Annotated in this window: 12 protein-coding genes and 1 riboswitch; of the genes, 10 read left to right on the top strand and 2 right to left on the bottom strand. The window is 40.8% G+C overall.

Features of this window, described 5'->3' with window-relative positions; translation table 11 throughout:
* The first annotated feature begins 206 nt into the window (after positions 1 to 206).
* The 6 genes from AU377_RS08035 (at position 207) to AU377_RS08010 (ending at position 7,717) form a co-directional block, all read left to right on the top strand.
* Entirely contained in the window at positions 207 to 1,079 is an 873-nt protein-coding gene (locus tag AU377_RS08035) for an Abi family protein (protein ID WP_067406680.1), read from the top strand.
* Between the two features lie 138 nt (positions 1,080 to 1,217).
* The gene (locus tag AU377_RS15845; protein WP_256381697.1) at positions 1,218 to 1,715 is read left to right on the top strand and encodes a transposase; all 498 of its coding nucleotides are present in this window, start codon (positions 1,218 to 1,220) and stop codon (positions 1,713 to 1,715) included.
* A gap of 419 nt (positions 1,716 to 2,134) precedes the next feature.
* Complete coding sequence (locus tag AU377_RS08025) at positions 2,135 to 2,710, top strand: hypothetical protein (protein ID WP_067406675.1); 576 nt, start codon at positions 2,135 to 2,137, stop codon at positions 2,708 to 2,710.
* A 345-nt stretch (positions 2,711 to 3,055) separates the two neighbouring features.
* Positions 3,056 to 4,540 carry a globin-coupled sensor protein gene (locus tag AU377_RS08020; RefSeq protein WP_067406673.1) on the top strand — a complete coding sequence of 495 codons (1,485 nt, stop codon included), beginning with the start codon at positions 3,056 to 3,058 and terminating at the stop codon, positions 4,538 to 4,540.
* A 608-nt stretch (positions 4,541 to 5,148) separates the two neighbouring features.
* A riboswitch (purine riboswitch) is annotated at positions 5,149 to 5,250 on the top strand.
* Positions 5,251 to 5,407: 157 nt separating this feature from the next.
* A complete protein-coding gene (locus tag AU377_RS08015) occupies positions 5,408 to 6,364 on the top strand; it encodes a nucleoside hydrolase (protein ID WP_067406670.1) in 957 nt (318 codons plus the stop codon).
* Between the two features lie 138 nt (positions 6,365 to 6,502).
* Positions 6,503 to 7,717, top strand: a complete 1,215-nt coding sequence (locus tag AU377_RS08010; RefSeq protein ID WP_067406667.1) for a NupC/NupG family nucleoside CNT transporter — start codon at positions 6,503 to 6,505, stop codon at positions 7,715 to 7,717.
* A gap of 96 nt (positions 7,718 to 7,813) precedes the next feature.
* Here AU377_RS08010 and AU377_RS08005 read toward each other — a convergent pair whose 3' ends face one another.
* Positions 7,814 to 8,632 carry a mechanosensitive ion channel family protein gene (locus tag AU377_RS08005; RefSeq protein ID WP_067406665.1) on the bottom strand — a complete coding sequence of 273 codons (819 nt, stop codon included), beginning with the start codon at positions 8,630 to 8,632 and terminating at the stop codon, positions 7,814 to 7,816.
* A 414-nt stretch (positions 8,633 to 9,046) separates the two neighbouring features.
* Between AU377_RS08005 and AU377_RS08000 the strand changes: the two genes are divergently transcribed.
* Entirely contained in the window at positions 9,047 to 9,862 is an 816-nt protein-coding gene (locus AU377_RS08000) for a ZIP family metal transporter (RefSeq protein ID WP_067406662.1), read from the top strand.
* Between the two features lie 198 nt (positions 9,863 to 10,060).
* Here the strand turns inward: AU377_RS08000 and AU377_RS07995 are convergent, their stop codons facing one another.
* Positions 10,061 to 10,939 (bottom strand): LysR family transcriptional regulator, encoded by an 879-nt coding sequence (locus AU377_RS07995; RefSeq protein WP_067406659.1) that lies wholly within the window; start codon positions 10,937 to 10,939, stop codon positions 10,061 to 10,063.
* A gap of 139 nt (positions 10,940 to 11,078) precedes the next feature.
* Here AU377_RS07995 and AU377_RS07990 point away from each other — a divergent pair, with 139 nt between their 5' ends.
* The 3 genes from AU377_RS07990 to AU377_RS07980 all read left to right on the top strand — a co-directional run bounded on the left by AU377_RS07990 (position 11,079) and on the right by AU377_RS07980 (position 15,067).
* Complete coding sequence (locus AU377_RS07990; RefSeq protein WP_253724424.1) at positions 11,079 to 12,014, top strand: DMT family transporter; 936 nt, start codon at positions 11,079 to 11,081, stop codon at positions 12,012 to 12,014.
* Between the two features lie 219 nt (positions 12,015 to 12,233).
* A complete protein-coding gene (locus AU377_RS07985; protein WP_067406656.1) occupies positions 12,234 to 13,955 on the top strand; it encodes a sulfate adenylyltransferase in 1,722 nt (573 codons plus the stop codon).
* Positions 13,956 to 14,275: 320 nt separating this feature from the next.
* Positions 14,276 to 15,067, top strand: a complete 792-nt coding sequence (locus AU377_RS07980) for a YheC/YheD family protein (protein ID WP_067406654.1) — start codon at positions 14,276 to 14,278, stop codon at positions 15,065 to 15,067.
* Positions 15,068 to 15,076 lie beyond the last annotated feature (9 nt).

Raw genomic sequence — 15,076 nt, 5'->3', positions numbered from 1 at the left:
CAAAGAAATTAGCCCATCGATACGAGAAATCACATGCCAGCTGGGGAGAGAGCGGTTTTTAGCAGCATAACCCGAAAATAGTTCCTATGCGAAAATCCCTTTGACAAACAATATGATTCATCATATAATAAGAATAACAGAACCCACCACGCCTCTTAACAATGCGTACCAAGGTGGGACTTTTTATTTTATGGGGTGGTTATTCGATGAAATCTAATAATAATAGAATTAAGAAACCAACGACACCTCAAGAACAAATAGAACTTTTTCGAAGTAGAAATCTACATATTGAAAATGAAGAAAAGGCTATCGAAATCCTTAGTCGCATTAATTATTATCGGTTTAGTGCATATACACTTACTTTAAAACAAAATGATCGTTTTTTGGCCGGCACAACATTTGAAGACGTTTACCGCCTATACGAATTTGATCGAAAATTACGTTCCTTATTAGTGGCGAATCTTGAAGTTATTGAAATCACTTTTAGGGCTCAACTTGCTTTGTTTCATTCGCATAAATATGGTGCTACAGGTTATTTGGATTCCGAAAACTTTATTAATCCATCCTACCATGTGGAAATGGTGAAGCAGTTAAACCGTGAAATTCATCGGAGTAAAGAAATATTTGTTCACCATCATAAAAGTAAATATGAGGGTGTTTTTCCTGTTTGGGTAGCCATCGAGGTGACATCATTTAGTTTGTTGTCCAAAATTTATTCGAATTTGAAGAACAAGGACAAGGCAATTATTGCGAAGAGTAATTATCATTTTCCCTACGAGTATGTTAAAAACTGGCTTTATTCATTATCGACATTTAGAAATATTTGTGCCCATTATGGTAGGGTTTATAATCGAAAACTGCCAATACATCTAAAAATAGATGAGGATGACCGAAAAAAAGGCGTTAAAGGAAATTCAGTTTTCGCGGCCATACTTATAATGGGGAAACTAATAATTGATAGAACAGAGTGGGATTCCTTTGTAACATCTTTAAGCGTATTGATCGAGGAATATGATGTTGTGGATCTGGATAGATTAGGATTCCCTTTAAATTGGGAGGAATTACTTCGGGTATTATGACGGAAAAATGTATTTTTTTGAATGAGTGTCAAATTTCAATATGCAGCAACCATTTTATTAAGTATTAGTAAATCACACTTTAATAGAAGGGCCTACCAACAATTCACTGAATTGTTGGTAGGCCCTTTTTAGTGACTCATGCCTGTGCAACACACAACTTACGGGTCGATCAAAATTATATCCTTTGTGCGTTTTTTATTGTTAGAATTGAAGAAAAAGAATTGGCGGGACTATCTAGCGTCATATAATCGAAAGCGGCGCCAACAACTATCCTTGTGGAATCAGGGGAAAATCAAACAAAAGCTGACATACAAAGCTCAATTAAGAGGCATTCAAGTGAAAAAAACAGAAGAAATCTACACTTCACAAGACTGCCCGTTTTGTGGCGGACGCCACCAAGCAAACGGAAGAAACTTTAGCTGTTCTGTTCACAAAACAGAAATCCATCGCGATGTCAACGGCGCGCAAAACATTGCACGCAAAAAATATCCGATAGCTGTAAAAACAATCATCTTGGTTGTCTATAAGCAGCCGGTATGGTTAAAAAGGCATCTATCGTCCGAAGACAGAAAAAAATTCAAACATCCAAACGATCTGCCGAAACAAGTGAAACGTATCGTTGAACGGACGGCGTAGTTGGCACAGACCTTGCCCATTCGAAAGAGAAATTCTTTCGAATGTTGTTCGCCCAAGTTTCGCCTCTGCCTTCTCAAATGGGGAAGTGTAAGTGAAATGTTTGCGAAAAAGCATCCCATTGCTTTAGCGGTGGGAGTGGTCAATTAACAATAATATTTCAAAACGGAATATCAAAAAGGATGCTTTTTTTGGGTATTAGAAATTGAGATGGGTGCCAGGCACTAATTACTACATCTACTCTGGCTCCTTACAAAAAACACTGGAAACTGTAGAGCATTCATCTGCAGCCTTCCAGTGTTTTTTGTGACATGCGGCAGTGACAGTCACTCGGTGTCTACAAGTATTAGGAATGTGTTATTATGATTTGATCAACGGTTATAAAAAAGTATGGAGATCTTTAATGAGAGGGGAAGTTTAGCATGAACATAGAAGAGTTATACAGATTGGTTGAAGCTGTTCCTGAAAGCAAATGGGCTGAAGTGGCAAGGTACCTTAAGATCAAAGCAATGCCCACTGAATCCCCGACTGATGCTGAAATTGAAGCGATCAGACAAGGATATGGAAAAGGTGAATTTTACAAATATGCAACACCCGACGAACTGAAAGCGGGATTCAAAAAAGTAAACGAAATGATTATGAATCGAAAAGAGTTCAATGAAGTATTTGAAGTAACAGTATCGGAAGAAAGGTGGGTGGCATTAAAAACGTACTTGAGAGACTTGAATCAACCCGAAAATATGCCGACTGCACATGAAGTAGAGGTTTTGAGGTTATACGAATTGGAGAAGAACAGCCCAGATTACGTGACGTACTCACATGACGAGCTCATGGAATGTTATAGTGATGATTGTGAAGAGGTGAGTGTCGCAAAAGTGATCAAAGAAGACTTGCTTCAATCGATAGACGATATGTCGGCTGAACATTTAAAACTTGTAAGCGACTATGTGATGAACCTTAGTGAAGATGAAGGATCAGCGCTAGATGCAAAAGAGTGATCGGGTCTGCACGGTTGATAAATTTACCCTTTTGCTTGCGTGAAAAAGCTGGGGTTGTTTCAGAAGTGCTTGGCTCTTCGTTTTGGGACAACCCTAGTTTTTTTTATTGGAATGGTTTCCTCCATGCAGTAAAACTATGTATTGTTTTCAGTCAAAGCAAACCTCGCTAGTGCATATTCGAAAACTTTGCACGCACGTAACACATCCTCAAACGTTTATCTACCTCGCACCATACACTTAACTTAGCTTTTTTGCTATAAAACTTGATACACATCAATTCAATTCCTTCCATAATTTGCTACGATCAATAAATGAAAAAAGTATTTGCTAGCAGGAGGGATTGGTATGTTTCACTATAAACAAACATTATTTGGCAGGTTTCGTCCGTCAGTTGTTATTGAACCACTACAGGAAACCGGTCTATCTATAGATGTTGCGCAACAAAATATAAAAGAACTTTTGACTTTAACGCAGCTTACACAAAAAGATTTGGATGCGCTGCAGAAAATGGATCGCCTAATGGAGGAGCATGCGCCTACCATTGCAAATCGGCACTATGAAATGATTATGAAGCTGCCGGAGACCCGAGAGATTTTTCAAAAGTTCACAACGAAAGAACGGTATACAAAAGCGATCGAACAATACTTTTGTCAGCTGACAAAACCGACGATCGATGAAGCATACATACAATATCGAAAAAAGATTGGCCAAATTCATAGCCGTATTCAACTGTCGGATGAATGGTATATCGGTTCGTATACAAGGGTTTATGAATATTTAATTCCTTACATAACGGCACAATTCTCGAAAAAACCTCTGGAACTAGCCGAAATACTGATCGCATTCAATCGGATTATTACATTTGACAGTTTGATTGTTTTAAGTGCATACCAAGAGGCAAATGATTTTAATCTCGTTGAAAAAATTACTACTGTTAATGAATTGATCATGCAGGTAGATCAAGTAAAAGCATTGAAGGACGTCACGCAGCTGACAGCGAACGAAGCGATGAATGTGAGTGCATCCGCACAGGAACTGAGTGCATCCGTTAAAGAAGTGACAAACCATACAGTATATGTATCTAAAAATACAGATGAAATGGTGGAAGTAACGGCCAAAGGACAAACCGTCATTGATCATGCGTTAAAAGGTTTTTCCGCAATGACAGGTGATTTCGATCAAACGAAATTGAAGGTGCAACAATTGGTAGAGGAAGTAAAGGCAGTTACCGAAGTGATCGATTTCATCAATGACATTGCGACACAAACCAATTTGCTTGCATTGAATGCTTCGATTGAAGCCGCACACGCAGGGGAAAGTGGAAAAGGCTTTGCAGTTGTTGCTGAAAGAGTTCGCGAATTAGCAGACCAAACAAAAGATTCAGTCGTGAAAATTGCCTTAACCATTGAAAAGGTGCAGCAAGAATCAGAACAAGTTGGGACAATTGTTGAAGGAATTTCAAATCAATTGCGGGGAAGAATCGAACAAAACAACGAAGCGATGGACAGTTTGCAAGAGATCGCGGAAAAAGTCCAGGAAGTTGGACAAGCAACGGGTACAATCGCGGCGATTGCAGCAGAACAATTGACAGCAACCGAAACAATCGCGGATCATATCGGCATTGTCTACGATCACATCGAAACCATTAGCAACCGGGTGGATGATACGGGAAAAGCGATATTTCATGCAAGTACTGAAATCGAACAACTTCGCAAAACGTCGATACAGGAAATCAGGGAATTAACGGAGGAACAAAGGAAGAGAATCGCAGAAACTGAATTAGTAAGCGGAAAATGGCGGGCTTATAATTTGGAGTTGGGGTATTTATAACGGTGAATGACTTTCAAGAGGTGCTTTTTCGATAGATAAAAGGACAAATAAAAAAATCATTCAGTAGAAAAGCTGGTTACCAATTGATCGATGAATGGTAACCGGCTTTTTAAAAATTACATGTACCTACAACACGCGGTTATAACAATCCAACAAGTCGAGTGGAAAGTTGGAGAGCGGCCAATAAATGGCCCCGTTCCATTTTTTATGCACTAGTAATGTATTGTCAGAACAGTTTCCTGCCTCTAAAAGATGTACTATTTTTAATTAAAATAAACCCCGCCAGTACATATTAAAATATTTTACACACGCATTACTCATTCTTTAATACTGATCCATCCCTGCAGAAGCACCCAATCAGTTTTCCTGCATTATTCAAAAAAATAAATGCAACGAGCAATTCAAAGCATCCTCGAAGAGGAGATGCAGAGGATGGAGCGTCATGAGCGAAACATGGAAAAACAAAAGCGTATGATAGACGCCTCTATTGAGACATTTTCGCTGTTCTAATGTTCTAAATCCCGAACGTTCAATTGTAAAAAAACAAAAACTATCGTTTTTCTATTGACCTATTTAATATTTTTATGCTATTCTACAAAAGTTCAAAAACTAAACAAATGTTTATTGCGTGTATATGCTTAGGAATATGGCTTAAGCGTTTCTACCTGGTAACCTTAAACTACCGGACTACATGAAGAATGACTGAATACGAATATTGACTGCGATGTGTATTCCATCATTTTTACATGTAATTCTGTAACCTGGGTAGAGATCTATCCGGGTTTTTTTGTGCTATAAAGGGAACACTTTAGGATATTAATGGGTGTATTCATTAAACAATCCGAATGAAAAGGATGCGAATTTGAAATGACGAAAAAACCTATTTATTTTAACCATGACGGCGGCGTCGATGACCTGATTTCCTTATTTTTATTACTAAAAATGGATAATGTCGAATTGACAGGTGTATCGGTCATTCCGGCTGATTGTTATTTAGAGCCAGCGGTATTTGCAAGCCGAAAAATTATCGATCGCTTTGGTGAGGGCGGCCTCGATGTAGCGGAGTCAAATTCACGCGGTAAAAATCCTTTTCCAAAAGATTGGCGCATGCATGCTTTTTACGTAGATGCACTGCCGATTTTAAATGAGACCGGTGAAATTCTTACACCGGTAGCAGAAAAGCCAGCACATCTTCATATGATCGATGCAATTCGCAATACGGATGAAAAAACAACTTTATTGTTCACAGGACCTTTGACTGACCTTGCCCGCGCATTGGACGAAGCGCCGGATATCGAAGAGAAAATTGAAAGACTCGTTTGGATGGGCGGTACGTTTAGAGAAGCTGGAAATGTTCATGAACCTGAACATGATGGGACGGCTGAATGGAATGTGTTCTGGGACCCAGAAGCGGCTGCACGCGTATGGGAAACGAACATTGAAATTGATTTGGTCGCGCTGGAAAGCACAAACCAAGTACCGTTAACATTGGATGTGCGTGAACGCTGGGCAAAAGAGCGTAATTATATTGGGGTGGACTTCCTTGGTCAATGTTATGCGATGGTACCGCCGCTCGTTCATTTTTCAACAAACTCTACGTACTATTTATGGGACGTATTAACGACTGCATTTATCGGCAAGAGTGATCTTGTGAAGGTACAAACAGTCAATAGTATTGTCATCGCGGACGGAGTAAGTCAGGGACGTACAGTTGAAACACCTGATGGCCGACCGGTGAATGTCGTATATGACGTGGATCGTGATGCTTTCTTCGATTATATGACTGAATTAGCGAAGAAAGTAACTGGTGAGAATTCTAAGTAATAGCCCGGAAAAACGGGTTAACTTTTAGCTACGGTTGTTTGAATCAGTAGGGGGTTTTAGACTCCCTCTGATTTGAAGTACAGTTCAACTTAAAAACTTCATTCTATTTATTTTATAAACCATGACGGGAGAGGAACTATGCAATACATCTGGGGCATCATAGGCATAATCGGAATTTTAGCGATCGCATTCGCGTTATCGACAGCACGTAAATCCATCAATCCAAGAACTGTACTGGGTGCTTTAGCCATCCAACTTGTTTTTGCGTTTATCGTGTTAAAATGGGAATTCGGAAGAACGATTTTGCAATTCCTTTCAGGGATTGTTCAAAAAGTCATTGACTCATCCAATGCTGGCATTCAGTTTTTGTTTGGAGGAGTCCTGAATGTAGAAGGCGTAGGTTTTACCTTTGCGTTCCAAGTACTACCTATTATCATTTTCTTTGCGTCATTAATATCTGTTCTTTATTATCTTGGAATTATGCAATTTGCAACGAAGGTGATTGGTGGACTTTTGGCAAAAGCGCTTAAAACAAGTGAGACTGAATCGATGTCAGCTGCTGCCAATATTTTTCTTGGTCCAACTGAAGCGCCATTGGTCGTTAAACCTTATATTGAGAAAATGACCAAATCGGAATTATTTGCTGTCATGGTAGGGGGAATGGCCTGCGTTTCTGGGGCTGTTCTAGGAGGCTACGCGATGCTTGGTGTTCCGATCAATTATTTGCTAGCTGCAGCTTTTATGGGCGCTCCGGCAGGATTATTATTTGCTAAAATCATCGTGCCGCAAACGGAAGAACTTAATACGAAAGACCGTATTGTAATGGTGAAAGACGAGGAATCGAGAAATGTCGTCGATGCGGCCTCCCGCGGAGCGATGGATGGACTGAAAATAGCGGTCGGTGTAGGTGCAATGTTACTTGCATTTATCTCCCTAATCTTTTTAATGAATACGATCATTGGGGCTATTGGCGGAATTTTTGGGCTTGAATCTTTAACGCTAGAACAGCTATTAGGTTATCTATTCTTCCCACTTGCTGTACTCATTGGTGTTCCGTGGGATGAAGCATTACAGGCAGCCTCATTTATTGGACAGAAGTTTGTCCTAAACGAATTTGTTGCCTATACATCATTTGCCCCTGAAATCGCAAATTTATCACCTAAAAGTGTAGCAATGATCAGTTTTGCACTTTGTGGTTTTGCAAACCTTGCAGCCCTTGCAATGCTAATCGGCGGATTAGGTGGAATGGCGCCGTCTAGAAGAGCGGATATTGCGGAGCTTGGATTACGTGCGATTGTTGCTGCAACGTTGGCGAATCTGTTAAGTGCGGCAATTGCGGGGATGTTGATTTAAAGGACAAGTTACGATGGATAACGTCCGAGAAGAGCCAGGCACCACTATACAAAAGGTGCCTGGCTCTTCTTTTTGGGACAACTTTTTTTGCGATTTTTATCGAATTGAGGTATGATTCTCTGCCATCACCAAGTCGTTCTGATAGGCAGCCATTGCCAGTTCATATCTAATTTTTTTGCTTGCTTCTACGAAATCTGCTTCTTGAACAAGACCCGATATTGCATACCGGTGCCCCTTGAAATCTACATTCAGCTCGGTAATTTGGTTGAATGTGAAACGCTCCACAGGAACACGGCTTGCATCTTTCAGCAGGTACTTCCCATATTTCTCATTGCATATTTGTGTTACTTCCTCCATGACTTTGAAGGCATCGTCTGGATTTTGCGTATAGCTAAGGACGAGGCTTTCCGTCACGCGGCGCATTCCGCGTGTCCCGTTCTGAAGTTCCGTGACATTGCTGTACGAGACCGTATACAGGTAGCCGTCATGTTGACGGATTTTTAAGTGACGCATGCTAATTTCCTCGATTTTCCCCTGATGCTTTCCATTGATGATGACAGTATCCCCATGTTGGATTTGGCGCTCAAATAAGTAGGTCAATCCCATAATGTAGTCGCGGATAATATGCTGGAAGATTAATGCCAAGGCACCGACGAAAACGACCGAACTAGTCAGAAGCTTACCTAATTCAAAGAAATAACTAAGCACATAAATAAAGAAGAATAAGAGTCCCAATGCCTTTGTTACCTGATTGGCGAATTGTCTCAATGTTTCTTCTCGTTTTTCATCCAAGAAGTTCGTCTTGGCAAAGAAAAGCTTGATCGATTTGCGGATCAAATAGACCGTGAGTAGAATTAGCAGCGCCACTGCTAGGATTCTTACGGGCAACTGCTGAGAAAAATCCGAGAAAGACATCTGGCAACCCTCACTTTTTTAGCATTAGAATAAGAACGGGAAGAAAAAGATTCCTCTTTCGACAAAAATTAACAATAACATGGATGCCATCAAAAAAGAAGCAGTTTACCGTTCTTTTTTCGCTTTTATTAGACTGGACAGACTTGCTAAATTTTATGAATCGGCAGGTTTGGGGGAAATAAATCGAGTGAAAAAACATTCACACGGAGAAAAAGACGATGCGCAAAGGTTAAAATGAAGATCAATTGATGGGATATCGAGGGCGTACATTAAATTCAATTTATGTTGCAATGATTTAGGGTGCTATATTTGAAATTGCACATCGGAAACTTTATGCATACAATGACTATATTACTGATAAAAAAGTGGCTTAACCAATGGTGGAAAATAAATTGTTAAGGATGGAAAAAATAGATGATTGATTTTTTTGCGACACTAAGCCCGGTAAACCAAGCTTTAGTAGCGACCTTTTTCACATGGGGAATGACCGCGGTCGGCGCTGCATTAGTATTTACAACGAAGACGATGAATCAAAAGCTAATGGATGGCATGTTAGGCTTCGCTGGCGGAGTTATGATTGCCGCAAGTTTTTGGTCATTGCTTTCGCCCGCCATTGAAATGGCAGAAAGCAGTTCTTTCCCGTCGTGGTTTCCAGCGGCTGTTGGATTTTTATTGGGTGGCTTTTTCCTATGGGCGGCAGATAAGGTTATTCCACATATACATCCCAATTCCCCAATGAAAGATGCTGAGGGGATCAATCCTGCAAATAGGCGACGTAGCACACTGCTTGTTTTCGCCATTACACTTCATAATATCCCAGAAGGGCTTGCAATCGGTGTTGCCTTTGGCGCTGTAGCCGCAGGTTTTCCGTCCGCATCTTTACCGGCAGCGATTGCTTTGGCAGTTGGGATAGGAATTCAAAACTTACCCGAGGGTACAGCTGTTTCGATGCCGTTAAGGAGAGATGGCATGTCTCGCCGGAAAAGTTTCTTATACGGACAGTTTTCGGGAATGGTAGAACCTATTTCAGCTGTAATTGGGGTTCTTGCGGTTTCATTTATGACACCAATCCTTCCATTTGCTTTAAGTTTTGCGGCGGGAGCGATGATCTTTGTCGTAGTAGAAGAAGTGATTCCCGGCTCACAAGAAAACGGCAATAAAGATTTGGCATCCATTTGCTTAATGTTAGGATTTACAGTGATGATGATACTGGATGTAGCATTCGGATAAGTGCGGGGAAAAGCTCATTTTCTCTCTTGTGATTAATAATTCGCTCGTCGGCGTGACGCCAATTGAAAACGCGATCGCAATCGTTCTTGCCGAACATGAATTTAGTGCGAACTAACCTGTTAAATGAATATGAAAAATAAAGCACTAGAATTGTTCGACAGATTCTAGTGCTTTTCATCTTTATAAAACAGTATTATCTTAGCGTTCAGTGTCGTCCAACCATACTTTCACATAATCAATAAACTTTCGAGCGGCGGGGGAGATGGTGTTAAACGATGGAGCTGCAATTCCGATGGAGCGGTAATGTTCTCCTTTTAAGCCGACAATGCGAACGTTCTTTGGCACACGGTACAAAACCATTTCAGGTAAAATACTAATGCCCATCCCATTTTGAACCATGGAGATGATTGCTTGATCGTCGGCAAGTTCGAATTTAATTTGCGGCGTTACTTTGTGTTCATGAAAAATTCGCCGCAAATCGTTGTCGCTGCCTTTTTTAGACAAAATGAACATTTCTTCCTGAATATCTGCAAAACAAATCTCTCGCTCGTTTGCGAGTGGATGATCATCAGGCAGAATGCAAAGCATGCGGTCTTTTTTTAAGGGAATGACTTCAAATGACTTCGACGTCGGTAACGAGACAAATCCAAAATCGACCATCCCCGTTGCGATCCAATGTTCCAGCATATCGTAATCTCCCTCAAACAATTTGATGTTGATCGCGGGAAGATCTGCATTAAAACTTTTTAGGATTTCTGGCAGCCATTGGATGGAAACACTTGAAAAAGTACCTATGCGAACAGTACCGATTTCAAGCCCATTGATATTGGCAATTTCTTGTGTCATTTGTTCATGCCATTTTAATATTTCATGGATATATTGTAAAACACGTTCTCCGTTACTCGTCAATTGAATCCCCGCACGTCCTCTGATCAGAATCGTAAAACCCCATTCTGACTCCATGCCAGCAATTGCATGACTCACAGCTGATTGCGTTAAATTTAACGTTTCTGCTGCTTGTTTCAGGCTACCTAATTCCACAACCGTGCTAAATATTTCAAATTTCGCAAGCGACAACTTCCTCAACCCCTTTACGTGAATATTTTTCAACTAAAGACTTAAAAACATTCATTTTTCTTATCCAAACTTTACACGTATAATCATAACAATTCAATTGTTTTTAAGTTGAACAACGAGAGGAACTGGGGGATGGAAGATGGATAAACCAATGGGTGAGCCCGCGCAACTAAAAGCGGATTTAATGATGGTAATGGTGACAATGTTTTGGGGTGCCTCCTATTTGTTTATGAAGATGGGCCTCCATTCGATTCAAGAGTTTAACTTAATCGCATTACGTTTTGGACTAGCATTCCTTGTCGCTTTTCTTGTATTTTACCGACGAATGATCAAAATTGATCGAAAAACGTTGATGGTTGGATTTTTACTGGGGGCTATATTATTTTTTACAATGTCGTCAGTCGTCATTGGCTTAAAAACGACATCCATTTCAAACGCTGGCTTTTTGTTTAGTCTTGCGGTCATTTTTGTTCCTCTGTTGTTGGCAGTCCTTTTTCGAAAGGTACCTGAGAAAAGAGTGATGATCGGTGTTTGTATTTCGATCACAGGAATTGCTTTGTTGACGTTAAATGGGGCATTGCACATCACGACTGGTGATTTTCTATGCATTTTGGGCGCCTTGTTATATGCTCTGCACATTATCATTACAGGGAAAGTGACGAAAAGTGTGGATGCCATCTCTATAGGGGTTCTGCAGCTTGGTTTTGCGGGGGCATGGGGACTTCTTTTTTCGTTCTCGTTTGAAAGCCCGCAACTTCCAAGTACTACTGAGTCATGGATTGCGATTTTGGCATTAAGTATATTTTGCAGCGCTATTGGATTTATTGGCCAAACAGTCGCCCAAAAGTATACAACGCCAACGCGTACAGGTTTGATTTTTTCACTAGAACCTGTATTTGCGGCAATCTTTGCTTTTATTTTCGTTGGAGAAATTCTTACAATGAAAGGATATATTGGTGCCGCTCTTGTATTACTTGGCGTGCTTGCGGCGGAGATCAATGTTAAGAAACTTCTAGCGGGAAAAATCTTTGTGAAAACAATGGGTCGGTCTGGCGCAAGTACCTTTCATAAATGAAATTAGTTATCGAGTGACTGTTGCCACTGCACTTTAGAAAGCTGTCGTATAGGCCATAAAAAAAGACAATGGTGACAGTCATTTGGAAGCATCTGTGGAAACAAAATAGGAAATGATAAAAAGATTTTAGAGTATTTGATTTTTTAGGAAAATAATGTATAGTTATATCTATTCATGTGAAGTTTACTTCGCAAATGATAGACAAAGGGGATGGAGTCGATGGTAAGTAAGGTGGGAAAGAAAGCGTTTACAAATTATCCACAACAACCGCATGGGGGCGAGTTGGTGGATCAAGTTGTGACGGGAAAAGAACGAGAAGAGTTACTAGAGCGAGCAAAAGGGCTACCGACGATTATGGTAGACTTGGAGGCCGTGATCACACTTGAAATGATCGCGACAGGGGTATTGTCTCCAAACAAAGGCTTTATGACTGAAGCAGATTATAACTCCGTTCTAGCGTCGGGGCGCTTAACGAACGGACTTGTCTGGCCAGCACCGCTCAGCTTTGCGCCAATCGGTAATCGCAACAAAGAAATCGTCGCGTCACTGAAAATAGGGGATGAAGTGACACTTGCGAATGAAAACAAAGAGCCGATTGCGATTTTGCAAATTGAAGATATTTTTAAATATGATAAAGAGCATCGTGCGTTGTCGCTTTTTGGTACAACAGATCGCGATCATCCAGGAGTCGATTCAATTTATAGACGAATGGGCGATGTTTCTCTTGGTGGACCGATTAAATTGTTGCAGCGAGTGGATTGGGGCCCATTCGAAAAGCTTCGTCTAGAACCGAAAGATACATGGCATACATTTTACGAGGAGAAGAAATTCCGCTCGGTAGGCGGCTTTATCACAGGGGCAAACCCTCTGCATAGAGGTCATGAGTATATTCATAAAAATGCGTTGGAAGTATTAGATGGCTTACTCATTCAGCCGCTAGTCGAAATGGCCAAGCGTGAATATACAAGGCATGAATTCCGGATGTTGTCGTATCGGAGCGTTTTGGATACGTATTATCCGCAAGATCGTTCCATTCTCGCGCCTTTACGTGTGACATATGTGTTTGCAGGGCCGCGTGAGACGGTTTTGCATGCATTAATTATGAAAAATTACGGTTGTACACATGCATTGATTGGGCGAGATCATGCGGGAATTGGCGATTACTACGATAAGTACGCGAGTCATAGCATATTTGACGAGTTTAAACCGGAAGAATTAGGGATCGAAGTTCGTCTGTATCATGAAGTTTTCTACTGCACACGCTGCGATAGTCCAGCGACAGAGCAATCCTGCCCACATGACTCACAGTACCGGATTAATATTTCAGGGACAGGCATTCGAGAAATGCTGCGTCATGGGATTATGCCACCGAAAGAAATTGTCCGTCCGGAATCCGCACGCATTGCGATGCAAGGAATTCAGCCGAAAGGACTTGATGCGGAAGGAAGAGCCATTTCGCCAGTCGGCAAGACGATCAAGAGTATGTTCCCATTCTATTTAGAGCGGACAAGACTCGGCGGACGAAAGCGCCATACGCCTTTGTCAGTAGAGGAACTGACGAACCTCGATTTGGAAGCGGCGAACTTGGATGTGCGAACGAATGCGGATCGCATCTACCGAGATGTGTTTGAAGAGTATAGCAGCGTCGGTGACATTAATCGCGATTTGCAGCCTGAATGGATTGCAGATGCCCGGGAATCGTTACGTGTTCAACAGGAAATGGTCATTCAAGATTTGGAAGAGAAAGTAGCACAAGCACCAGCTGCCGCTTCCGATGAATTCCTGTACCAGGACAAAGAAGAAGCGCAACGTGAACTAGATGTCGCGAAAAAGATTCTTGAGGACATTCCAAAGGTGATTACGGAAGAGCGCTTCCAAGAGCGGGTTTGGAACGTTCTCCCTTACGAGCGGTACCTTGGCAGTGATGAGCCGAAGGAGTAAATAGAGGGTGAGAACGAAAAGGAAAGTGTTGATCTATTAAATAGTAAAACGACAAAGCGTGTCACTTGGATAAACCAGTGATACGCTTTGTTTTTTTGTGATGAATAATGGGCCTGAAAACAGGCATGCAATTTTAAAACTGCTGTAATATTCACCTAAGAATGACACATGGAGGCGAATAGAATAAGGTATAAAACAAACTTATTTCGAAGCCAAGAAGGACAAGGGCTAGCAGCCAAAAATACGAAGGTAATTCGTTTGCAGTAGACATCTGGATAGAAAAGGTTTTTTTATGAATAAGCCATAAGGAGGTGTTATTGTTGGATAATATATTAGGTAAATGGGAGCAACACTCGCTGCTTCGACAAAATGCATTAGTCGCTAAAAGGATGCCGAAAACGATTCTTTATAGTCATCAAAATGTAGTAGATTTCGTAAACCGCTTTCAAGATGTTTACGTGAAGCATGACGTATCGGGACAAGGCAGGGGTATTTTTAAAGTATCCAAAAGAAGTGATGGCTATTATTGTTTCAATGGGTTTTCCCTTCAAGGAAAACCCATTCATCAATGTGTAAAAGCCGTTAGGGATATTCAGAAAATTTTACATCCAATGGAAAGGTTAGGGAGAGTAGAACGGTATATTGTTCAGGAAGGTGTTCCAAGTGTTACGTACAATGGACTGCTGATGTATATTCGCGTTCATGTTCAATATGTAAAGGGAGAATGGAACATTGGTGGGATGAACGCAAAGATTGGAACGCCTGAAACAAGTGAAAATGGTATTCTCAATTACTACCGGGGTTCAGAAGTTATTTCAATCGATGAATTATTGTCGGTGCACTTAAAGTTAAATGATCTAGAAAAAGCAAAAATTCTAGTTCAATTAAAGGAAATAGCGATTGCGGCAGCCGAAACAATTGCATTGCATTATCCGGACAAAGAATACGGGGTTGATCTTGGATTGACAGCTAAAAAGGAACCCGTTTTTTATGAATTGAATAGAAATCCGTGCATTAAAGACTTCGCCGAGATTGACAATAAAGCCACTTTGAGAAAAATTATGGAGAACCGGAAATTACAAAAAAGAGAAAATCAGAGGAACGACGAATGACAAATAATA

Source organism: Sporosarcina sp. HYO08 (assembly GCF_001563475.1).
In the GTDB taxonomy this organism is placed as follows: domain Bacteria; phylum Bacillota; class Bacilli; order Bacillales_A; family Planococcaceae; genus Sporosarcina.
The sequence above is the reverse complement of the archived record's forward strand: the minus strand, read 5'-3'. Positions and strand labels throughout refer to the sequence as shown.

Coding starts and splice junctions, on each gene's coding strand:
- AU377_RS08020 (WP_067406673.1), top strand. CDS start 3,056: ATGTTTCACTATAAACAAACATTATTTGGCAGGTTTCGTCCGTCAGTT.
- AU377_RS08035 (WP_067406680.1), top strand. CDS start 207: ATGAAATCTAATAATAATAGAATTAAGAAACCAACGACACCTCAAGAA.
- AU377_RS08025 (WP_067406675.1), top strand. CDS start 2,135: ATGAACATAGAAGAGTTATACAGATTGGTTGAAGCTGTTCCTGAAAGC.
- AU377_RS08015 (WP_067406670.1), top strand. CDS start 5,408: ATGACGAAAAAACCTATTTATTTTAACCATGACGGCGGCGTCGATGAC.
- AU377_RS07990 (WP_253724424.1), top strand. CDS start 11,079: ATGGATAAACCAATGGGTGAGCCCGCGCAACTAAAAGCGGATTTAATG.
- AU377_RS08005 (WP_067406665.1), bottom strand. CDS start 8,632: ATGTCTTTCTCGGATTTTTCTCAGCAGTTGCCCGTAAGAATCCTAGCA.
- AU377_RS07985 (WP_067406656.1), top strand. CDS start 12,234: ATGGTAAGTAAGGTGGGAAAGAAAGCGTTTACAAATTATCCACAACAA.
- AU377_RS15845 (WP_256381697.1), top strand. CDS start 1,218: ATGCCTGTGCAACACACAACTTACGGGTCGATCAAAATTATATCCTTT.
- AU377_RS08000 (WP_067406662.1), top strand. CDS start 9,047: ATGATTGATTTTTTTGCGACACTAAGCCCGGTAAACCAAGCTTTAGTA.
- AU377_RS08010 (WP_067406667.1), top strand. CDS start 6,503: ATGCAATACATCTGGGGCATCATAGGCATAATCGGAATTTTAGCGATC.